Genomic DNA, 20,586 nt, shown 5'->3' on the forward strand with positions numbered 1-20,586 from the left:
TACCCAACCACATCATCACTGGCAAGCCGAATTCAGGCGCAAACTTCAGTTACCAGTTTTGCCAGGTCTTCGGCATGGCCGCGAACCTGTGTTTCGTCGTCACCTTCGACCATAACGCGCACCAGAGGCTCTGTGCCGGACTTGCGCAACAGCACCCGCCCACGCCCCGCCATTGCCAGGGTCACGCGCTCGCAGGCCTCTTTGACAGCAGGGTGCTCGATCGGGTTTTCGCCACCCGCAAAACGCACATTGAGCAAAACCTGCGGGCACTTGCGCAGAGCCTGGCGCGCCTGGGCCAGGCTCTCTTCACGACGACGCAGGGACAACAGCACCTGCAACGCCGCAATAATTGCATCGCCGGTGGTGGTGTGCTGGAAGCACACTACATGCCCGGAGTTCTCACCCCCCACCTGCCAGTTACGCTCCAGCAGTTCGGCGATCACATAGCGGTCGCCGACGTTCGCGCGAACGAACGGGATGCCCAGATCCGCCAGGGCCAGTTCAAGGCCCAAGTTGCTCATCAGCGTACCGACGACGCCGCCTTGCAGCTTGTTACGCTCATGCAGGTCGCGAGCGATGATGAACAGCAGGTCATCACCATCCACCACGGCACCAGTGTGATCGACCATCAACACACGGTCGCCATCACCATCAAACGCGATACCGAGGTCTGCGTGCTCAGCCAGGACAGCGGCCTGCAACTGCTCCATATGGGTGGAGCCGCAGTTTTCGTTGATATTCAAACCATTTGGCTGGGCCGACAGTACCGTCACATCGGCACCCAGCTCCTTGAATACGCTCGGCGCCACTTTGTAGGTCGCACCGTGGGCGCAATCGACAACGATCTTCAGGCCAGCAAAATTGGTACTGGTCGGCACGCTGCTTTTGCAAAATTCGATGTAACGGCCTGATGCGTCGTTGATACGCGACACCTTGCCCAGCTTGCTGGACTCAACCACCGTCATCGGCGCATCCAGCAGCTCTTCGATCATCAACTCGATCTCGTCCGGCAGCTTGGTGCCCTGACCCGAGAAGAACTTGATGCCATTGTCATCATGGGGGTTGTGAGAGGCGCTGATCACAATACCGGCTTCAGCGTGAAAGGTACGCGTCAGGTAAGCGATAGCCGGCGTCGGCATTGGCCCCAGCAGCATCACATCGGCGCCTGCGGCCGACAGACCGGCCTCCAGCGCAGATTCAAACATGTACCCCGAGATTCGGGTGTCCTTGCCCACCAGGATGCGGCACGCGCCCATGCTACGGAACGCCATGCCTGCCGCCCAACCCAGCTTGAGCATGAAATCAGGAGTAATCGGAAACTCGCCGACCCGACCACGGATACCGTCGGTGCCAAAGTATTTTTTAGTCATAAGTGCTCCATCATTCTTATTCGGCTGATTCTACAGCGGCAAGCATGCGCACCACATCCACGGTCTCGGCAACGTCGTGCACGCGCAGGATCCGCGCACCCTTGGTTACGGCAAGCGCCGCCAGTGCAAGACCACCGTACAGCCGCTCACCCACCGGACGATTCAGCGCCAGCCCTATCATGCTCTTGCGCGAAACGCCGACCAACAGGGGCCGACCAAGGGCATGCAGGGATTCCATGTGTTTGAACAGGCTTAAATTATGTTGCAGGGTCTTGGCAAAGCCAAATCCTGGATCAAGGATGATCTTTTCAGGTGCGATCCCCACAGCAGCACATTGGGCGATCCTTTCTGCAAGGAAGTCACCCACCTCGCCAACCAGGTCGTCGTAGTGTGGATCGTCCTGCATATTGCCGGGCTCACCGAGCATATGCATCAGACACACCGGCAGGCCGGTGGCCGCCGCCGCATCCAGGGCGCCATCACGCTGCAGCGAACGCACGTCATTGATCAGCCCGGCTCCCAGGCGTGCGGTCTCACGCATAACCGCCGGAGTCGATGTGTCCACCGAGATGATCACATCCAACTCGCGCGCGATGCGCTCGACAATCGGCGCCACGCGCTCCAGCTCTTCCACCGGAGAAACAACGCGAGCGCCGGGCCGCGTCGACTCACCGCCGACATCAATCAGGGTCGCCCCCGCCGCTACCATCGCCTCGGCATGACGCAATGCCGCATCCAGCTGGCTGAAGCGGCCGCCGTCGGAAAAAGAGTCGGGGGTTACGTTAAGAATGCCCATGACATGTGTATGGGCCAAATCAAGAACCCGGTTGCCGCAAGGCAACCGGGTGGAGGACAACGCAGAAGTCATTTCAAACCTTAGTGGTCAGCTGCCGGGCCGCCGATCGGGGTTTCCGGACGTTCGTTCTGGACCACTGGCGGAGTGCCCGAGGTACCCGAACCACCTTCCCAGTCGCGAGGCTCACGCGGCGCACGGCCAGCCATGATGTCATCGATCTGGTCGGCATCAATGGTCTCGTACTTCATCAGCGCATCAGCCATGGCGTCCAACTTGTCACGGTTGTCGGTCAGGATCTGCTTGGCCGTGCCGTAGCACTGGTCAATGATGCTGCGCACTTCGGAGTCGATCAGCTTGGCTGTCTCACCGGAGAAACTGGCACTTTGACCGCCACCGCCACGACCCAGGAACACTTCACCGTCTTCCTCGGCATACATCAAAGGACCGAGTTTTTCCGACAGGCCCCACTTGGTCACCATGTTCCGTGCAATCTGGCTGGCACGCATGATGTCGTTGGAGGCACCGGTGGTCACACCATCGAAGCCCAGGGTCATCTCTTCAGCAATCCGGCCGCCATACAGCGAGCAGATCTGGCTGATCAGCGCGCGCTTGGAGAGGCTGTAGCGATCCTCCTCCGGCAGGAACATGGTGACACCCAGCGCCCGACCACGAGGAATGATCGACACTTTGTAGACCGGGTCGTGCTCAGGCACAACGCGCCCAACAATGGCGTGACCAGCTTCGTGATAAGCGGTGTTCTGCTTTTCTTTCTCGGACATGACCATGGATTTGCGCTCGGCGCCCATCATGATCTTGTCTTTTGCCAGCTCGAATTCTTTCATTTCAACGATGCGCTTGCCGGTACGGGCGGCAAACAGCGACGCCTCGTTCACCAGGTTGGCCAAGTCTGCACCGGAGAAGCCTGGGGTACCACGGGCAATCACGGCCGGAGCCACGTCGTCACCCATTGGCACTTTGCGCATGTGCACTTTCAGGATTTGTTCGCGACCACGGATGTCCGGCAAGCCGACCACCACCTGACGGTCGAAACGACCTGGACGCAGCAGCGCAGGGTCGAGTACGTCCGGACGGTTGGTAGCTGCGATGACGATGATGCCGTCATTCATTTCAAAGCCATCCATCTCAACCAGCAATTGGTTGAGAGTCTGCTCGCGCTCGTCATGACCGCCGCCCATGCCAGCACCACGATGGCGACCAACGGCGTCGATTTCATCGATGAAGATGATGCATGGCGCGTGCTTCTTGGCCTGCTCGAACATATCGCGAACACGGCTGGCACCGACACCGACGAACATTTCGACGAAGTCAGAACCGGAAATAGTGAAGAACGGCACCTTGGCTTCGCCGGCAATCGCCTTGGCCAGCAAGGTTTTACCCGTACCCGGAGGACCAACCATCAGCACACCGCGAGGAATACGACCGCCCAGGCGCTGGAACTTGCCCGGATCACGCAGGAACTCAACCAGTTCGCCAACTTCTTCCTTGGCCTCATCGCAACCCGCGACATCGGCCAGGGTGGTTTTCACCTGGTCTTCAGAGAGCAGGCGTGCCTTGCTCTTACCGAAGCTCATAGGGCCGCCCTTGCCCCCCGCGCCACCTTGCATCTGGCGCATGAAGAACATGAACACGGCGATGATCACCAAGATCGGGAAGCTGGCCACCAGCAGTTGAGTCCAGATGCTCTGCTGCTCAGGCTGCTTGCCTTCAACAACGACTTTGTTGTCCACCAGGTCGCCGATCAGGCCATTGTCCGGGATATTCGGGCGAATGGTCTTGAAGCCATCGCCATCGTTGCGCTTGCCGGTGATTACAGCGCCATCGACCGTCACGCGCTCGACCTTGCCATCCTTAACTTGCTGGATGAAGTCGGAATAGTTGAGGGTCTGCGGCTCGTTAGGGCTGGAGAAGTTGTTCATCACCGTCACCAGGACAGCCGCGATGATCAACCACAGGATCAGATTCTTTGCCATATCGTTCAATTAACTACCCTCTGAAGCAAGCTCCGCTACTGGCGCGCGCTTCGCATGATATTCACCGGCCTAACTTACTACATTACCTACAACACTGGCAGGCGCCGTCTGTAACCCTTTGTGAAACTTTGACTACACAATATTCGTAAAGCTTCGTGACGAAAGCGATATAAAAAAACCTATCGCCCTCCTCCAATTCCTCAAAAACGCTCTTCGCTGGCAGCGCCTTCAACACCGCGGAAGCCGCGGCACAGCAGATATTGCTCGCGGGACCTGTCTCGCGAGGAGTCAGGTTTGCGCGTCTGTACCTTGTCGAACAACTTGCGAATGTTCTTGTGGTACTCGTCGAAACCCTCGCCCTGGAAGACTTTCACCAGGAAATCACCACCAGGACGCAAAACCCGACCCGCCAAATCCAGTGCCAGTTCACACAGGAACATGGCTCGCGGCATATCAACGGCCGGTAATCCACTCATATTGGGGGCCATGTCGGAAATCACAAGGTCTACCTGAGAATTTCCCACGGCCTCAAGGATCTCTGCGAGTACGCTGTCCTGGGTGAAGTCACCGTGAACAAAGGTCACATCCGGGATGCTGTCCATTTCCAGAATGTCAGAAGCGATCAGGCGACCCTGCCCACCAATCAGACGACTGGTCACCTGAGACCAGCCACCCGGGGCGGCGCCCAGGTCGATAACGCTCATGCCAGGACGGATCAATTTGTCCTTGTCCTGGATCTCCAGCAGCTTGTAACTGGCCCGGGAACGATAGCCGTCCTTTTGCGCCTTTTTGACGTAAGGGTCGTTGAAATGCTCTTGCAGCCACTTAAGGCTAGTTTTGGAACGGGCCACGGGCCACCTCGAAAAATAAAACGGGTCGTGATTAACTGGGCGGTCCCGGACTCGCTCGGGTAAACTGGCCGCCGCTTTTTACAAGATCAGACGCAGGGGTCAGATTATGCCGCTCACTCAAGAGCAGAAGAAACAGTACAAATCCATTGGCCACCATCTGAAACCAGTTCTGATTGTGGCAGACAACGGTTTGACTGAAGGTGTGTTAGCCGAATTTGAACGCGCACTGAACGATCACGAGCTGATCAAGATCAAGGTCAACATCCTTGATCGTGAAGCTCGCCTGGCTGCCGTTGCAGAACTGTGCAAGGCTGGCAAAGCCGACCTGGTTCAGGTCATCGGCAAGATGGCGCTGCTGTATCGCAAGAACTTCAGCGTCAACAAGCAACTGTCGAACGTTCATCGCTTCAAGTAATGTTCAAATGGCTACAAGGGTCACGGGCGTGCTTCGCGCGCCCCGCCACTCCATCCCGGTGCGGGCTGTATCACCAGCACCAGGCCGGAGAACCCTAGCACAAGATAGCTGAATAGCTGCCAGCGCAACGCTTCCGGCAGCCAAATATGCACGATGTAGTACATCGCACACGCATACAGCGCCATCAACAGCAGTTGCCCGCGAATATCCCGCCACAAACTCCCCAAGCCTTCGGCCTTGACCAGCACCAACGCCTGGATCGTCACGCACGCCGCCGCAAAACCCACCAGCAACGCGCTCAGTAATCCATCGATCTCATCGATCAGCAACGGCGCCAGGCCAATCAGGCCCAGCGCCGGTAACACGCCAATATGCAACAGCCACAGGCCGCCCACCCAAAGCATCTGGGAGAGCTGCCAAAGCATGGCGCCCGCACGAAGCGGGCGCCGTCTTTCAGATGTGACGAACTTCAACAATCTCGTACTCGATCACGCCGCCAGGGGTCTTCACCGCCACCACATCACCCTCTTCCTTGGCAATCAAGGCGCGGGCCAGCGGAGATCCAACGGAAATCTTGCCGAGTTTGAAGTCAGCTTCGTCTTCACCCACGATGTGGTAGACCACGCTTTCGTCAGTCTCGACGTTGGCGATTTCCACCGTGGTGCCGAAAATCACCTTGCCGGTCTTCGGAATGGTCGTTACATCGATTACCACCGAGTTCTGCAGGCGGCCTTCGATATCACGGATCCGCGCCTCGACCATACCTTGCTGCTCGCGAGCAGCGTGGTATTCGGCGTTTTCCTTCAAGTCACCCAGCTCGCGGGCCGTACCGATGTCCTGGCTCAGCTTTGGACGTACGACCTTGGTCAGATGGGCGTGCTCCTCTTCCAGGGCCTTGAAGCCCTGGACGGTCATTGGGTATTTGGTCATGCATTCAATCCTGCGTGTAGATCCTGCAAGCGACGCACGGTCTTTTCCGGACCGAACTTGAGCGCTTCGCAGATAGCTTCGCCAGCAGCAATGGTGGTGGTGCAGTAGATCTTGTGCTGCAAGGCGTTACGACGAATGGAGTAAGAGTCGGCGATCGACTGGCGACCTTCGGTGGTGTTGATGATCAGGGTGACTTCGTCATTCTTGATCATGTCGACCACGTGCGGACGGCCTTCCGTCACCTTGTTCACGCGACGCACTTTCAGGCCGGCGGCTTCGATCAGCTTGGCGGTCCCGGCGGTAGCCACGACTTCGAAACCCAAGTTGATCAGATCACGGGCCACGCCTGCAACCAGTGGCTTGTCGTCATCACGCACGCTGATGAACGCAGTGCCGCCGGTCGGCAGTACTTCGCTCGCGCCCATCTGGGCCTTGGCGAATGCTTCACCAAAGGTGTCGCCCACGCCCATCACTTCACCGGTGGACTTCATCTCTGGGCCCAGGATCGGGTCCACACCAGGGAATTTGGCGAATGGGAACACCGCCTCTTTCACACTGTAGAAGTTAGGAATGATTTCCTTGGTGAAGCCGATTTCCTTCAGGGTTTTACCGGCCATCACGCGGGCAGCGATCATGGCCAGGGACACACCGATGCACTTGGAAACAAATGGCACGGTACGCGAGGCGCGCGGGTTAACTTCGATGACGTAGATGTCTTCGCCTTGCAGCGCCAACTGTACGTTCATCAGGCCAACCACGCCCAATTCCAGGGCCATTTTCTTGACCTGTTCGCGCATCTCGTCCTGGATGTGCGCCGGCAGCGAGTACGGCGGCAGCGAGCATGCGGAGTCACCGGAGTGAACGCCCGCCTGTTCGATGTGCTGCATGATCGCGCCGATGACGACGTCAGTACCGTCGCACACCGCATCCACGTCCATTTCGATGGCGCAGTTGAGGAAGTGATCCAGCAGCACCGGGCTGTCGTTGGAGACTTTCACCGCATCACGCAGGTAACGCTTGAGTTCTTCTTCTTCGTAGACGATTTCCATCGCCCGGCCGCCCAGTACGTAGGACGGACGCACCACCAGCGGGTAGCCGATCTTGCTGGCTGCACGAATGGCTTCGTCTTCGCTGCGCACGGTGGCGTTTGGCGGTTGACGCAGGTTCAGGCGCTCAACCATTTGCTGGAAGCGCTCACGGTCTTCGGCACGGTCGATAGCGTCCGGGCTGGTACCGATGATCGGTACGCCGGCAGCTTCCAGGGCGCGAGCCAGTTTCAACGGGGTTTGGCCGCCGTACTGGACGATCACGCCTTTCGGCTTCTCGACGCGACAGATTTCCAACACGTCTTCCAGGGTTACCGGCTCGAAGTACAGGCGGTCGGAAGTGTCGTAGTCAGTGGAAACAGTTTCCGGGTTGCAGTTGACCATGATGGTCTCGTACCCGTCTTCGCGCAGGGCGAGAGCGGCGTGTACGCAGCAGTAGTCGAACTCGATACCCTGGCCGATACGGTTTGGACCGCCACCCAGGATGATGATCTTGTCGCGGCCCGACGGCGCAGCTTCGCACTCTTCCTCGTAAGTGGAGTACAGGTAGGCGGTGTCGGTTGCGAACTCGGCCGCGCAGGTGTCAACGCGCTTGTAGACCGGGAAAATATCCAGCTTGTGGCGATGCGTGCGCAGGTTCTTCTCGGTCACACCCAGCAGCTTGGCCAGACGCTGATCGGAGAAGCCTTTGCGCTTGAGGCGGAACATCATGTCACGGTCGATGCTGGCCAGACCCAGGGTCTTGACCTTCTCTTCTTCCTTGATCAGATCTTCGATCTGCACCAGGAACCACGGGTCGATCATGTTCATGCCGAAGATATCTTCGACGCTCAGGCCGGCACGGAAGGCGTCAGCCACATACCAGATACGCTCGGCGCCCGGCACGGTCAGCTCGCGCTTGAGCACGCTCATGCTTTCCGGGTTGCTCAGGTCGAGCTTCTCGTCCAGGCCGCAAACGCCTACTTCCAGGCCGCGCAGGGCTTTCTGCAGGGATTCCTGGAAAGTCCGGCCGATGGCCATGACTTCACCAACCGACTTCATCTGAGTGGTCAGGCGTGCGTCAGCCTTGGCGAATTTCTCGAAGGCGAAGCGTGGCAGCTTGGTCACGACGTAGTCGATCGACGGCTCGAAGGACGCCGGTGTAGCGCCGCCAGTGATTTCGTTTTGCAGCTCGTCCAAGGTGTAACCGATCGCCAGCTTGGCCGCGATGCGCGCAATCGGGAAGCCGGTCGCTTTGGAGGCCAGCGCCGAGGAACGCGATACGCGCGGGTTCATCTCGATCACGACCATGCGGCCGGTGTCCGGGCAGATACCGAACTGTACGTTGGAACCGCCGGTTTCAACGCCGATCTCACGCAGTACCGCCAACGAGGCGTTACGCATGATCTGGTATTCCTTGTCCGTCAGGGTTTGTGCCGGAGCAACGGTGATCGAGTCACCGGTGTGCACGCCCATCGGGTCGAAGTTTTCGATCGAGCAGACGATGATGCAGTTGTCCTTTTTGTCGCGAACAACCTCCATCTCGTACTCTTTCCAGCCGATCAGCGACTCGTCGATCAGCAGCTCTTTGGTCGGCGACAGGTCCAGACCACGGGCGCAGATTTCTTCGAACTCTTCACGGTTGTACGCAATCCCGCCACCCGTGCCACCCATGGTGAAGGACGGACGAATGATGCATGGGAAGCCGAGCTTTTCGAGAACCGCATTGGCCTCTTCCATGCTGTGGGCAATACCGGAACGCGGGCAATCCAGGCCGATGGACTTCATGGCCTTGTCGAAACGCGAGCGGTCTTCAGCCTTGTCGATGGTGTCGGCGTTGGCACCGATCATCTCTACGCCGAACTTTTCCAGGACGCCTTCGCGCTCCAGGTCCAGGGCGCAGTTCAGAGCAGTCTGGCCGCCCATGGTTGGCAGCAGTGCGTCCGGGCGCTCTTTTTCGATGATCTTGGCAACGGTCTGCCACTTGATCGGCTCGATGTAGGTGGCGTCGGCCATGTCCGGGTCGGTCATGATGGTGGCCGGGTTGGAGTTCACCAGGATGACGCGGTAGCCCTCTTCGCGCAGGGCCTTGCAGGCCTGGGCGCCGGAGTAGTCGAATTCACATGCCTGGCCGATCACGATCGGGCCAGCGCCGAGAATCAGGATGCTTTTTATGTCTGTACGTTTTGGCATGGGTTTGTCACTCAAATCCGCAGGTCAGTCGGCAAGCCGTCTTGAACAATCTTTGAAGAGCCTGCGGGGGCCACCGACATTCGGGGCCGCCCGCAAGCCGCTCAGTCAGCGTCGCTTGGCCATCTCATTGATGAAACGGTCGAACAGCGGCGCTACGTCGTTCGGGCCCGGGCTTGCTTCAGGGTGGCCCTGGAAGCTGAACGCGCTCTTGTCGGTGCGCTCGATGCCTTGCAGGGAACCGTCGAACAGCGACTTGTGAATGGCGCGCACGTTGCTCGGCAAAGTCGCTTCATCCACCGCAAAACCGTGGTTCTGGCTGGTGATCATCACAACGCCAGTGTCCAGGTCTTGCACAGGGTGGTTGGCGCCGTGGTGGCCGTGGCCCATTTTCAGGGTCTTGGCGCCGGAGGCCAGGGCCAGCAACTGGTGGCCCAGGCAGATACCGAATACCGGGATCTCGGTTTCCAGCACTTCCTTGATGGCCTGGATGGCGTAGTCGCACGGCTCAGGGTCACCCGGGCCGTTGGACAGGAACACGCCGTCCGGTTGCAGGGCCAGTACGTCGCTCGCCGGAGTTTGCGCCGGTACGACGGTGACGCGGCAGCCGCGCTCAACCAGCATGCGCAGGATGTTGTACTTAACGCCGTAGTCATAAGCGACAACGTGATAAGGCAACTCGCTGGCTTCGATGGTCGCGTGGCTGTCGGTTTTCAAGTCCCAGACAGTGGAGCGCCACTCGTACTTCTCTTTGACGCTGACAACTTTCGCCAGGTCCATGCCCTTCAGGCCAGGGAAGCCTTGCGCTGCAGCAATCGCTGCTTCTTCGGAAATATTGTCACCGACCATGATGCAGCCGTTCTGCGAGCCTTTTTCACGCAGGATGCGCGTGAGGCGGCGCGTATCGATACCAGCGATCGCCACAACGTTGTTGGCTTTCAGGTAATCGGACAGCGACATCGTGTTACGCCAGTTGCTCGCAACCAGTGGCAGGTCACGGATGACCAGGCCAGCCGACCAGACACGATCAGACTCGACGTCTTCCGGTGTAGTACCGGTGTTGCCGATGTGCGGATAGGTCAGGGTAACGATCTGTTGGGCGTAGGAAGGATCGGTAAGGATTTCCTGATAGCCGGTCATGGCGGTGTTAAACACCACCTCTCCAACGGTTTGACCGTCGGCTCCAATGGCTTCGCCGCGAAAAATGCTGCCATCAGCAAGGGCGAGTATGGCTGGCTTAGTCAAGAAGACCTCCCGTAAATAAAGCCTGAAAGGGCGATCGCAGGTTGTAAAAAAGCGGAGTGACGTATGGACACGTCACCCCGCTTCTTCACTGAATTATTCTGCGCGCTTTTAGTGGACACACTAAAGCTGTAGCTTACAGAAAAAGGCTTTTTTGGTCCACCGCTAATGAGCCTTAAAGGCAGGAGAATGCGACAGGACGTCGCTTAGCGGGTAAAAACGGGGCCTTAGGATAATCCTGAGGCCCCGTTTTAGCTACTGATTAGTGCAGATCCAGCACATCACGCATGTCGTACAGGCCAGGTTCACGACCGTCCAACCAGAGCGCAGCACGTACCGCCCCCTTGGCAAACGTCATGCGGCTGGACGCCTTGTGCGTGATTTCCAGGCGCTCGCCCTCAGTGGCGAACAGCACGGTGTGATCCCCCACCACATCACCCCCGCGTACGGTGGCAAAGCCAATGGTGTCCCGCGCACGCGCGCCGGTATGGCCTTCACGACCGTAGACCGCGACTTTCGACAAGTCCCGACCCAGCGCATCGGCGATAGCTTCGCCCATGCGCAGCGCAGTACCCGACGGCGCATCGATCTTGTGGCGGTGATGGGTCTCGATGATCTCGATATCCGCCTCATCCCCCAGCACACGCGCCGCCAGATCGAGCAGCTTGAGCGACAGGTTCACACCCACACTGAAGTTGGCCGCGAAGACGATAGGGATATCCTTGCCCGCCTCCACCAGCAACTGCTTCTGCTCAGCACTCAAGCCCGTGGTACCGATCACCATGGCCTTGCCGGCCTTGCGGCAGAAGGCCAGGTTTTTCAGCATCACCTCAGGCAGGGTGAAGTCGATCAACACGTCGAACTCGTCGGCCACCTGATCCAGGCTGCTCGACAACGACACACCGATACGCCCGAGCGAGGCCAACTCACCGGCATCCGCACCGATCAACGTGCTGCCCGGGCGGACGATCGCCGCGGTCAGCCCGGAGGCCGGCGAGCGCTGCTGCACCGCCTCGACCAGCGTCTTGCCCATGCGCCCGGCAGCGCCCATTACGGCTATACGTCGCATACTCAATTCCTTACAGGTCGCCGAAGAAGCGCTTCACACCGTCGAAAAAGCCAGCGGTTTTCGGCGAATGGGAGTTGTCACCTTCCAGCGAACTGCGGAACTCTTCCAGCAGCTCACGCTGACGGCGCCCCAGGTTCACCGGCGTTTCCACGACCACACTGCACATCAGGTCGCCTGCACCGCCACCGCGCACCGGCGCAACGCCTTTGCCACGGATGCGGAACTGCTTGCCGGTCTGCGTCCCCTCAGGGATCTTGAGCTTGACCCGACCGTCGAGGGTCGGAATCTCCAGCTCGCCACCCAGGGCCGCGTCGACAAAGCTGATCGGCACTTCGCAGAACAGGTGCTTGCCATCGCGCTGGAAGATCGAGTGCTCGCGCACATTGATCACCACGTACAGGTCACCCGTAGGGCCGCCCTGAGTGCCCGCCTCGCCTTCGCCCGACAGGCGAATACGATCACCGGTATCCACACCCGCCGGCACTTTCACCGACAAGGTCTTGTACTCTTCGACGCGGCCTTCGCCATGGCAGGAGTCGCACGGATCGGAAATGATCTTGCCCTGGCCATGGCAACGCGGGCAGGTTTGCTGCACCGAGAAGAAGCCCTGCTGCATACGGACCTGGCCAATACCGCCGCAGGTCGGGCAGGTGATTGGCGAGGAGCCCTTCTTGGCGCCCGAACCGTCGCACGGCTTGCAATTGACCAGCGTCGGTACGCGGATATTGACGCTGGTGCCACGCACGGCCTCTTCCAGGTTCAGCTCCAGGGTGTAGCGCAAGTCGCTGCCACGCTGGGCACCGCCACGCTGGCCACCTCGGCCACCGCCGAAGAAGTCGCTGAATACGTCGCCGAAAATATCGGAGAAGTTCTGACCGCCAAAGCCTGCACCGCCGCCACCCATGCTCGGGTCGACACCGGCATGGCCATACTGATCGTAGGCCGCACGCTTGTTGGGATCAGACAGGCATTCGTAGGCCTCATTGGCCTCTTTGAACATTTCTTCGGATTCTTTGCTATCCGGATTACGGTCCGGGTGGTGCTTCATCGCCAGGCGACGGTAAGCCTTTTTCAGGTCCGCCTCGCTGGAGCCACGCTCCACACCCAACACTTCGTAATAGTCACGCTTTGCCATAAGTCTTTGCACTCTTAAGGACGTTCAGCCAGACCCTCCTGAGCCTTGCCAAACTCGTTGAGCCCCAATACAGGCCCGGACCCAACTCACGTCAATTCAACGATCCTGGTCTTTACTACTTTTAGCCAGGTACCCGGCCAAAAACGCGGTATTTAATGCTCGGAAAGCAGGAGCATCTCCGATCACACCGCCAGCATCCGACGCTTGTCGCATGCTGTAAAAATTCGCATACCCCAGACACGCCAACGCGGGAGCAAGCTCCCGCGCGGCGACATCCTACCAGTCACCGCTTGATAGCGGTCAACCGGGCGACCAACTTACTTCTGGTCTTTGACTTCTTCGAACTCGGCATCGACAACGTCGTCGTGCTTGGCTTCAGGCTCTGCCTGTTGCGCAGCACCGTCAGTTGGCTGACCTTGTTCGGCGTACATTTTCTGGGCAACTGGCGCGGAGACTTTCGACAGCTCCTCAACCTTGGCTTCGATGGCAGCCTTGTCGTCGCCTTTAACGGCGGCTTCCAGGGCAACCACGGCAGCTTCGATTGCGGCCTTCTCTTCAGCAGTCACTTTGTCGCCAGCATCAGCGATCATTTTACGCGTCGAGTGAACCAGCGCGTCGCCCTGGTTACGGGCACCTGCCAACTCTTCGAACTTCTTGTCGGCTTCGGCGTTGGTTTCAGCATCACGAATCATCTGTTGAATTTCTTCATCAGACAGACCGGAGTTGGCCTTGATGGTGATCTTCTGCTCTTTGCCGGTAGCCTTGTCTTTCGCACCCACGTGCAGGATGCCGTTGGCGTCGATGTCGAAGGTCACTTCGATTTGTGGCACGCCACGTGGTGCTGGTGGAATCTCAGCCAGGTCGAACTTGCCCAGGGACTTGTTCTGAGCGGCTTGCTTACGCTCACCTTGCAGCACGTGAATGGTCACAGCGCCCTGGTTGTCATCGGCAGTCGAGAACACTTGCGATTTCTTGGTAGGAATCGTGGTGTTTTTCTCGATCAGCGCAGTCATCACGCCGCCCATGGTTTCGATACCCAGGGTCAGTGGGCTCACGTCCAGCAGCAACACGTCTTTCACATCGCCGGCCAGTACCGCACCCTGGATGGCAGCACCCATGGCAACGGCTTCGTCCGGGTTCACGTCTTTACGTGCTTCTTTGCCGAAGAACTCGGTAACCAATTTCTGAACCAGTGGCATACGGGTCTGGCCGCCTACCAGGATCACGTCGTTGATCGAGCCAACGTCGATGCCGGAGTCTTTCAGCGCGATGCGGCAAGGTTCGATGGTGCGTTGAACCAGGTCTTCAACCAGCGCTTCCAGCTTGGCGCGCGAGATCTTCACGTTCAAGTGCTTAGGACCGGTAGCGTCTGCAGTGATGTATGGCAGGTTCACGTCGGTCGACTGAGCGGAAGACAGCTCGATCTTGGCTTTCTCAGCGGCTTCTTTCAGGCGCTGCATCGCCAGCGGGTCACCCTTGAGGTTCATGCCGCTTTCTTTCTTGAACTCGTCTACGAGGTAGTCGATCAAGCGAATGTCAAAGTCTTCACCACCCAGGAAGGTGTCACCGTTGGTGGCCAACACTTCGAACTGGTGCTCGCCGTCAACTTCAGCGATCTCGATCACGGAGACGTCGAAGGTACCGCCACCCAGGTCATAAACGATCACAGTGTGGTCGCCCTTGGCCTTGTCCATGCCGTAAGCCAGAGCAGCCGCGGTGGGTTCGTTGATGATACGTTTTACGTCCAGGCCCGCGATGCGGCCGGCGTCTTTGGTCGCCTGGCGCTGGCTGTCGTTGAAGTAGGCCGGAACGGTGATCACCGCTTCAGTCACTGCTTCACCGAGGTAGTCTTCGGCGGTTTTCTTCATCTTTTTCAAGATTTCAGCCGAGATTTGCGGCGGCGACATTTTCTGGCCGTTTACTTCAACCCAGGCGTCACCGTTGTCAGCCTTGGCGATTTTGTAAGGGACCATCTTGATGTCTTTCTGTACGACTTCTTCGTCGAACTTACGACCGATCAGACGCTTTACCGCGTACAGCGTGTTATGCGGGTTGGTCACAGCCTGACGCTTGGCCGATTGACCGACGAGGATTTCACCGTCGTTGGCGTAAGCAATGATCGACGGCGTGGTACGCGCGCCTTCGGCGTTTTCGATAACTTTAGCAACGCCGTTTTCCAGCACGGAGACGCAGGAGTTGGTGGTCCCCAGGTCAATACCGATAATTTTGCCCATGATTTACTCTCCCGAAACTTGAATTTGGTTGCCGCAGCAGTGGTGGCTAACTGCGGTAGCACTTAAACGCTTGACTTATAGATGGGGGCTCGGCGACGAATTTCAAGCCTGCTCATCAATCGACGGTGAAACCGGTGCAGGCGCCTTGCTCACCACAACCATCGCCGGGCGCAGCAAGCGGCCGTTCAGCTGATAACCCTTCTGGAACACTTTCAATACGCTGTTAGGCTCCAGGTCATGGCTTTCCTGCATGGCCATGGCTTGGTGATGCTCAGCGTTGAACGGTTCGCCGCCTTGTGGATCGATGGCTTCCAGCTGATAACGCTTCAGGGTGTCCTGGAACATTTTCAGGGTCAGTTCGATCCCTTCGCGCATCGGGCGGATGTTTTCGTCGTCCGGGTTGGACAACTCAAGGCCACGCTCCAGGCTGTCGATGATCGGCAGCAAGTCACCGGCAAATTTTTCCAGCCCGAATTTGTGAGCCTTCTCTACATCCTGCTCGGCACGGCGGCGGACGTTCTGCAGATCGGCGGCAACACGCAAAGACTGGTCCTGCGCAGCAGCCAATTGCTCTTCGAGCACTTGTACACGGGTCGCCAGCTCATCACCGGCAGCCGAGTTGGCGTCTGGAGTTTGCGTATCCTGCGTCTGTTCGTCAGCCATAGATTTCTCCTTTCAAAATCATGCGCGAACTCAACTCGCGCTTCTGTTCCGGTATATGGGGCCACAATTTCAGGGTTCAAGGGCGCAGGCGTTACCAAAAGTCTCTCTGTGATCTGGATCAATTCCTGCGCGGTCATTCCTTGTCGCGCTAAAAAAAGCCTCGAATCAAGCAAATCGAGCTAAGCATCAGGATTGTCAGCCCGGAACTAAACACTGTATAAATAACCAGACCTAAAGCCTGGGAGCGACCTTCATGCTCGTGCACCTGTCCGTACATAACTACGCCATCGTTGAACACCTGGATCTTGAACTGGATCGCGGGATGAGCGTAATCACAGGCGAAACCGGCGCCGGCAAGTCGATCATGCTCGATGCCCTCGGCTTGACCCTGGGCGACCGCGCCGACAGCGGTGTGGTACGCCCCGGCGCGGACAAGGCCGACATTCTGGCCACCTTCGACCTGGCGGACATCCCTGAAGCCGAAGCCTGGCTGGCCGAGCGCGACCTGAATAATGAAGGGCCGTGCATCCTGCGCCGGGTGATCACCGCCGAAGGGCGCTCGCGCGGCTATATCAATGGCACCCCCTGCCCCCTGGGCGACTTGAAGGCCCTGGGCGAGCTGCTGATCGATATCCACAGCCAGCATGAACACCAATCCCTGCTGAAAACCGATACCCACCGCCGCCTACTCGACGAATACGCCGGTGCCACCGACCTTGCACGCCAAGTACAGCTGGCCGCTCAACGCTGGCGCCAGACCCGCCAGGAGCTGGAGCGACTCTCCAACTCCGGCGACGAGCAGCGCGCTCGCCACCAACTGCTCAGCTATCAGCTTGAAGAGCTGGAAAGCCTGGCCCTCGGCGAGACCGAGCTGGAACAACTCGAGCAGGAGCACAAGAACCTCACCAACGCCGAAACCTTGCTGGCTATCTGCCGCCAGGTGGTGGAGCAATGCAGCGAGAGCGACTCGGGCAATGTGCTTAACGCGCTTACGGCCAGCCTCAACCGCCTGTCCAGCGTGAACAACGCGTCAGGCTCACTGAGCGAAGCCACCACCCTGCTCACCAGCGCGCAGATCCAGGTAGAAGAAGCCGTTGGCGAGCTGAATCGCTTCCTGGACCACTTCGACGCCGACCCCTCGCGCCTGCAAGAAATCGAAGAACGCCTGGACACCATCTATACCCTGGCGCGCAAACACCGAATTCAGCCCACCGAAGTGGCAACGATGCAGCAAAAGCTGCTGGATGAAATCGAAACCCTGAATGCCAACGACGAATCCATCGAGCGCCTGGGTGATGAACTCGCCTCGTTCGCTCGCCACTATCAAGAGAAGGCCCGCGAACTGAGCGACCTGCGCCAGCAAGCCGCCACCGGCCTGGCGACTGCCGTGGAGCTGGAGATTCAGCGCCTGGGCATGCCGGGCGGGCGCTTCACCATTGAACTGCGCGCCAACGCCAGCAATGAACTGCAACCCCATGGCCTGGAACAGGTAGAGCTGCTGGTCAGCGCCAACCCCGGGCAGCCGCTCAAGGCGTTGGCTAAAGTGGCCTCCGGCGGCGAGCTGTCACGCATCAGCCTGGCAATCCAGGTCATCACCGCGCAAACCTCGCGAGTGCCGACGCTGGTGTTTGACGAAGTGGACGTAGGTATTGGCGGGCCAACCGCAGAAATTGTTGGCCAGTTGTTGCGCCGCCTGGGGGACAGAGGCCAGGTGCTTACCGTGACCCACTTGCCGCAAGTGGCGGCACAAGGGCATCAGCACCTGTTCGTGCACAAGGTGCGAGGCAGCGATGCTACACACACGGCCGTGTCCAAGCTGAACAAGTCGGAGCGCGTGGAAGAAGTGGCGCGCATGCTCGGCGGTATCGATCTGACCAAAGAGTCTCTGGCCCACGCAAAGAAAATGGTCGTGGCCGCCAAGGCCTAGGCCGACAATTTCCTTCTTATAGAAAGCACGAAGGCGACCCTAGGGTCGCCTTCGATCGTTTCGCAGAGGGAATCTGCGTCGATTTTTACTTTTTCTTACGGATGTACAACACAAGATTGTGGTCAACCAAATCGAAGCCATGCTCCTCAGCAATCTTGTGCTGCAGCGCTTCGATTTCAGGACTGGTGAACTCGATAACCTCATTGGTATCCAGGTCAACCATATGGTCGTGATGACCACCGTCAGCCAATTCGAACACTGCATGACCGCCGTCGAAATTATGACGAACCACCAGCCCTGCGGCTTCAAACTGGGTCAGCACACGGTAAACCGTGGCCAGGCCAACGTCCTCGTTAGACTCCATCAGCGCCTTGTAAACATCCTCGGCACTCATGTGGCGCTGCTCAGCAGAATCGAGCATTTGTAGAATCTTGACTCGTGGCAGAGTCACTTTAAGACCGGCTTTGCGTAGTTCGCTATTTTCAACCATGGTTAGCTTTCTCGCGGATGCTGCTTCGCAGCTTCTCTTAATACGGGTATGATCGGCGTTTACGTTGTCCCAGCCAAGATAGTGGAAGTCGCCCACCGATGCAAAACACCAAGCTCTTGCTAACCAGTTTCACCTTTGTGGGACTGCTCGCACTCGCCGGTTGTTCATTCCCCGGGGTTTACAAAATCGACATCCAGCAGGGCAATGTCGTCACGCAGGACATGATAGACCAGTTACGCCCGGGAATGACCCGACGGCAAGTACGGTTTATCATGGGCAACCCCCTGCTGACCGACACTTTCCACGCCGATCGCTGGGATTATCTCTACAGCCTGCAGCCTGGTGGCGGTGAACGCCAGCAGGAACGCGTCAGCGTCATCTTTAATGGCAATGACCAGCTTGTCAGCCTGTCCGGTGACTTCATGCCCGGTGTAAGCCGTGATGAAGCCTTGCTCGGCAAGGACAACGGCACCAACGTGACTGCGCCTGCGCAGGACGCCGAGAAGCCGAAGTCCGAAGTACCGGCCAAGCCAGGCTCCTTGCTGGACAAGATCCAGAAAGACGTCGACGGCGTAGAAACCGTACCCGTCCCGACGCCACAGCCTCTGGACACCAGCCCGCAGTAAGCTTGCGGCGCTCAATAAAAAACCCGGCATGCCGGGTTTTTTATCGCCTGCTACAAAGCGGCTTTTGTGGCGAGCGGGCTTGCCCGCGCTGGGCTGCGAAGCGGCCCCAAATATAAGACCACTGCGGCGTGTCATTCAGCTAGAGGCGCGTGGTTTTGGGGTGGCTTCGCCACCCAACGCGGGCAAGCCCGCTCGCCACAGAGGGGGGGATGCCTGCTATTGGGCAGGCCTATGAACTCTGCTGTTTGGCCAGGGCCGCCTTGGCCGCACGCAACCTGCGCACTTCTTTAGGATCTGCCAGCAGGGGCCGGTAAATCTCAATACGATCACCCGCCTGTGCTGCACGCACCTCGGGGTCCGCAACCACCTTACCGAATATCCCCAAGGGGCAATCAGCCAGGTCCAGCGCCGGGAACTGCGCCGCAATACCGCAAGCCTGCACCGCCGCCCGCAAGCTGGTGCCCGCCGGCACCGTCACCGCCAACAGAACCTGACGGTCTTCGGCGGCATACACCACTTCTATATCAACCATGCAGCTGCTTGGCGCGCTGGCAGAACGCATCCACCAAGGTATTGGCCGCCTGATTGAACAAAGGCCCCAACGTCGCGCGAACAATCGGCCCGGCGTAATCAAACGAAAGATCCAGGCTGATCTTGCACGCCTTGTCAGTCAGCGCCTTGAATACCCACACGCCATGCAACTGGGTAAAGGGCCCTTCCTCAAGATTCATTTCGATGGATTTGCCAGGCACCAGCACATTGCGCGTAACAAAGTGCTGGCTAAGCCCACCCTTCGCCACCCCAACACGGGCGACCATATGCTCATCACTGCCCTCCAGCACTTCGGCCGCTGAACACCACGGCAAGAATTCCGGGTAACGCGCCACGTCGTTGACCAGGTCATAGAGCGCCTGTGCCGGATAGGGCAGCAGCGCCGAACGTTGAATATGCGTCGTCATGTGTGCGTTATTTCCACCGCTGAGGCAAACATCGCGAAAGAACAGCCCGATCCGCGAAAGAAAAAAACCAAAGAACTGCCCGCATTGTCCGGGATTCGTCCAACACGCTCAAGCACGCAGGTTGACCGTAGCCGACACGCTCGCAACTCCCTATAATGCCGCCCCTATGGCTAAACAAAAGAAACACCCCACAGGGACCATCGCGCAAAATAAAAAGGCGCGACACGATTACTTCATCGAACATCGTTTCGAGGCTGGTCTGGTCCTGGCCGGCTGGGAAGTAAAAAGTCTGCGCGCCAGCAAGCTGCAACTGGTCGACAGCTATGTGCTGCTCAAGGATGGCGAGGCGTGGCTGCTCGGCAGTCATATCACCCCGCTGACCACCGCGAGCACCCACGTGATTGCCGACCCGGTGCGCACGCGCAAGCTGTTGCTCAATGCCCGCGAACTGGAAAAGCTCGCCCAAGCGGTGCAGCAGAAAGGCTATGCCTGCGTCTGCCTGTCCTGGTATTGGAGCAAGCACCTGGTCAAGTGCGAGATTGCCCTGGGCAAGGGTAAGAAGGAATACGACAAGCGTGATACCGAGCGTGAGCGTGATTCCAACCGAGAACTGCATCGCGCCGTACGCAACAAGGGCAAGGAAGAGTAATCCTTGCAGCGGTGTAGCCTCGGG

Annotated in this window: 19 protein-coding genes; 4 read left to right on the forward strand and 15 right to left on the reverse strand. The window is 58.6% G+C overall.

Translation table 11 applies throughout. The annotated features are described in order from the left end of the window. Positions 1-32: 32 nt before the first annotated feature. From glmM to rlmE, 4 genes are all read right to left on the reverse strand, one after another. A complete protein-coding gene (gene glmM, locus CXQ82_RS26795) occupies positions 33-1,370 on the reverse strand; it encodes a phosphoglucosamine mutase (RefSeq protein WP_101273032.1) in 1,338 nt (445 codons plus the stop codon). 16 nt (positions 1,371-1,386) lie between these two features. Further along, complete coding sequence (gene folP, locus CXQ82_RS26800; protein ID WP_101273033.1) at positions 1,387-2,238, reverse strand: dihydropteroate synthase; 852 nt, start codon at positions 2,236-2,238, stop codon at positions 1,387-1,389. 8 nt (positions 2,239-2,246) lie between these two features. Then, the gene (gene ftsH / locus CXQ82_RS26805) at positions 2,247-4,157 is read right to left on the reverse strand and encodes an ATP-dependent zinc metalloprotease FtsH (protein WP_101273034.1); all 1,911 of its coding nucleotides are present in this window, start codon (positions 4,155-4,157) and stop codon (positions 2,247-2,249) included. Between the two features lie 200 nt (positions 4,158-4,357). After that, positions 4,358-5,008, reverse strand: coding sequence for a 23S rRNA (uridine(2552)-2'-O)-methyltransferase RlmE (gene rlmE / locus CXQ82_RS26810; RefSeq protein WP_003235041.1), 651 nt, complete (start codon positions 5,006-5,008; stop codon positions 4,358-4,360). 106 nt (positions 5,009-5,114) lie between these two features. Between rlmE and yhbY the strand changes: the two genes are divergently transcribed. Then, positions 5,115-5,423 (forward strand): ribosome assembly RNA-binding protein YhbY, encoded by a 309-nt coding sequence (gene yhbY, locus CXQ82_RS26815; RefSeq protein ID WP_043048386.1) that lies wholly within the window; start codon positions 5,115-5,117, stop codon positions 5,421-5,423. A gap of 20 nt (positions 5,424-5,443) precedes the next feature. Here the strand turns inward: yhbY and CXQ82_RS26820 are convergent, their stop codons facing one another. The 8 genes from CXQ82_RS26820 to grpE all read right to left on the reverse strand — a co-directional run bounded on the left by CXQ82_RS26820 (position 5,444) and on the right by grpE (position 15,911). Further along, on the reverse strand, positions 5,444-5,848 hold the full coding sequence (locus tag CXQ82_RS26820; protein ID WP_101273035.1) for an MFS transporter: 405 nt from the start codon (positions 5,846-5,848) through the stop codon (positions 5,444-5,446). Positions 5,849-5,876: 28 nt separating this feature from the next. Then, positions 5,877-6,353 (reverse strand): transcription elongation factor GreA, encoded by a 477-nt coding sequence (greA, locus tag CXQ82_RS26825; protein WP_025857108.1) that lies wholly within the window; start codon positions 6,351-6,353, stop codon positions 5,877-5,879. Further along, complete coding sequence (gene carB, locus CXQ82_RS26830) at positions 6,350-9,571, reverse strand: carbamoyl-phosphate synthase large subunit (RefSeq protein ID WP_101273036.1); 3,222 nt, start codon at positions 9,569-9,571, stop codon at positions 6,350-6,352. Before carB ends, greA begins: the two co-directional genes overlap by 4 nt. Positions 9,572-9,676: 105 nt before the next feature. Further along, the gene (gene carA, locus CXQ82_RS26835; protein WP_101273037.1) at positions 9,677-10,813 is read right to left on the reverse strand and encodes a glutamine-hydrolyzing carbamoyl-phosphate synthase small subunit; all 1,137 of its coding nucleotides are present in this window, start codon (positions 10,811-10,813) and stop codon (positions 9,677-9,679) included. Between the two features lie 259 nt (positions 10,814-11,072). Then, positions 11,073-11,879: a 4-hydroxy-tetrahydrodipicolinate reductase gene (dapB, locus tag CXQ82_RS26840; protein WP_101273038.1), complete on the reverse strand. Its 807-nt coding sequence runs from the start codon at positions 11,877-11,879 to the stop codon at positions 11,073-11,075. 10 nt (positions 11,880-11,889) lie between these two features. Further along, on the reverse strand, positions 11,890-13,014 hold the full coding sequence (gene dnaJ, locus CXQ82_RS26845; protein WP_101273039.1) for a molecular chaperone DnaJ: 1,125 nt from the start codon (positions 13,012-13,014) through the stop codon (positions 11,890-11,892). A 317-nt stretch (positions 13,015-13,331) separates the two neighbouring features. After that, a complete protein-coding gene (gene dnaK / locus CXQ82_RS26850) occupies positions 13,332-15,248 on the reverse strand; it encodes a molecular chaperone DnaK (RefSeq protein WP_101273040.1) in 1,917 nt (638 codons plus the stop codon). Positions 15,249-15,350: 102 nt separating this feature from the next. Further along, the gene (grpE, locus tag CXQ82_RS26855) at positions 15,351-15,911 is read right to left on the reverse strand and encodes a nucleotide exchange factor GrpE (RefSeq protein WP_101273041.1); all 561 of its coding nucleotides are present in this window, start codon (positions 15,909-15,911) and stop codon (positions 15,351-15,353) included. A gap of 253 nt (positions 15,912-16,164) precedes the next feature. Here grpE and recN point away from each other — a divergent pair, with 253 nt between their 5' ends. Beyond that, positions 16,165-17,838, forward strand: coding sequence for a DNA repair protein RecN (gene recN / locus CXQ82_RS26860; protein WP_101273042.1), 1,674 nt, complete (start codon positions 16,165-16,167; stop codon positions 17,836-17,838). Between the two features lie 85 nt (positions 17,839-17,923). Here recN and fur read toward each other — a convergent pair whose 3' ends face one another. Next, complete coding sequence (gene fur, locus CXQ82_RS26865; protein ID WP_003194220.1) at positions 17,924-18,328, reverse strand: ferric iron uptake transcriptional regulator; 405 nt, start codon at positions 18,326-18,328, stop codon at positions 17,924-17,926. A 98-nt stretch (positions 18,329-18,426) separates the two neighbouring features. On the opposite strand from fur, the gene CXQ82_RS26870 reads away from it, so the two are divergent. Next, positions 18,427-18,954 carry an outer membrane protein assembly factor BamE gene (locus CXQ82_RS26870; RefSeq protein WP_101273043.1) on the forward strand — a complete coding sequence of 176 codons (528 nt, stop codon included), beginning with the start codon at positions 18,427-18,429 and terminating at the stop codon, positions 18,952-18,954. Positions 18,955-19,183: 229 nt separating this feature from the next. Here CXQ82_RS26870 and CXQ82_RS26875 read toward each other — a convergent pair whose 3' ends face one another. Both CXQ82_RS26875 and CXQ82_RS26880 read right to left on the reverse strand, forming a co-directional pair. Beyond that, positions 19,184-19,486: an RnfH family protein gene (locus CXQ82_RS26875; RefSeq protein WP_101273044.1), complete on the reverse strand. Its 303-nt coding sequence runs from the start codon at positions 19,484-19,486 to the stop codon at positions 19,184-19,186. Further along, a complete protein-coding gene (locus tag CXQ82_RS26880; protein WP_101273045.1) occupies positions 19,479-19,913 on the reverse strand; it encodes a type II toxin-antitoxin system RatA family toxin in 435 nt (144 codons plus the stop codon). The genes CXQ82_RS26875 and CXQ82_RS26880 overlap by 8 nt, the downstream gene beginning before the upstream one ends. Positions 19,914-20,079: 166 nt before the next feature. On the opposite strand from CXQ82_RS26880, the gene smpB reads away from it, so the two are divergent. Further along, the gene (gene smpB, locus CXQ82_RS26885; RefSeq protein WP_101273046.1) at positions 20,080-20,562 is read left to right on the forward strand and encodes an SsrA-binding protein SmpB; all 483 of its coding nucleotides are present in this window, start codon (positions 20,080-20,082) and stop codon (positions 20,560-20,562) included. Positions 20,563-20,586 lie beyond the last annotated feature (24 nt).

Origin of the sequence: Pseudomonas sp. S09G 359, assembly GCF_002843605.1 — a bacterium.
GTDB lineage: Bacteria > Pseudomonadota > Gammaproteobacteria > Pseudomonadales > Pseudomonadaceae > Aquipseudomonas.

Coding starts and splice junctions, on each gene's coding strand:
- CXQ82_RS26820 (WP_101273035.1), bottom strand. CDS start 5,848: ATGCTTTGGCAGCTCTCCCAGATGCTTTGGGTGGGCGGCCTGTGGCTG.
- CXQ82_RS26880 (WP_101273045.1), bottom strand. CDS start 19,913: ATGACGACGCATATTCAACGTTCGGCGCTGCTGCCCTATCCGGCACAG.
- smpB (WP_101273046.1), top strand. CDS start 20,080: ATGGCTAAACAAAAGAAACACCCCACAGGGACCATCGCGCAAAATAAA.
- recN (WP_101273042.1), top strand. CDS start 16,165: ATGCTCGTGCACCTGTCCGTACATAACTACGCCATCGTTGAACACCTG.
- carB (WP_101273036.1), bottom strand. CDS start 9,571: ATGCCAAAACGTACAGACATAAAAAGCATCCTGATTCTCGGCGCTGGC.
- glmM (WP_101273032.1), bottom strand. CDS start 1,370: ATGACTAAAAAATACTTTGGCACCGACGGTATCCGTGGTCGGGTCGGC.
- CXQ82_RS26875 (WP_101273044.1), bottom strand. CDS start 19,486: ATGGTTGATATAGAAGTGGTGTATGCCGCCGAAGACCGTCAGGTTCTG.
- grpE (WP_101273041.1), bottom strand. CDS start 15,911: ATGGCTGACGAACAGACGCAGGATACGCAAACTCCAGACGCCAACTCG.
- folP (WP_101273033.1), bottom strand. CDS start 2,238: ATGACTTCTGCGTTGTCCTCCACCCGGTTGCCTTGCGGCAACCGGGTT.
- CXQ82_RS26870 (WP_101273043.1), top strand. CDS start 18,427: ATGCAAAACACCAAGCTCTTGCTAACCAGTTTCACCTTTGTGGGACTG.
- greA (WP_025857108.1), bottom strand. CDS start 6,353: ATGACCAAATACCCAATGACCGTCCAGGGCTTCAAGGCCCTGGAAGAG.
- dapB (WP_101273038.1), bottom strand. CDS start 11,879: ATGCGACGTATAGCCGTAATGGGCGCTGCCGGGCGCATGGGCAAGACG.
- dnaJ (WP_101273039.1), bottom strand. CDS start 13,014: ATGGCAAAGCGTGACTATTACGAAGTGTTGGGTGTGGAGCGTGGCTCC.
- yhbY (WP_043048386.1), top strand. CDS start 5,115: ATGCCGCTCACTCAAGAGCAGAAGAAACAGTACAAATCCATTGGCCAC.
- ftsH (WP_101273034.1), bottom strand. CDS start 4,157: ATGGCAAAGAATCTGATCCTGTGGTTGATCATCGCGGCTGTCCTGGTG.
- dnaK (WP_101273040.1), bottom strand. CDS start 15,248: ATGGGCAAAATTATCGGTATTGACCTGGGGACCACCAACTCCTGCGTC.
- fur (WP_003194220.1), bottom strand. CDS start 18,328: ATGGTTGAAAATAGCGAACTACGCAAAGCCGGTCTTAAAGTGACTCTG.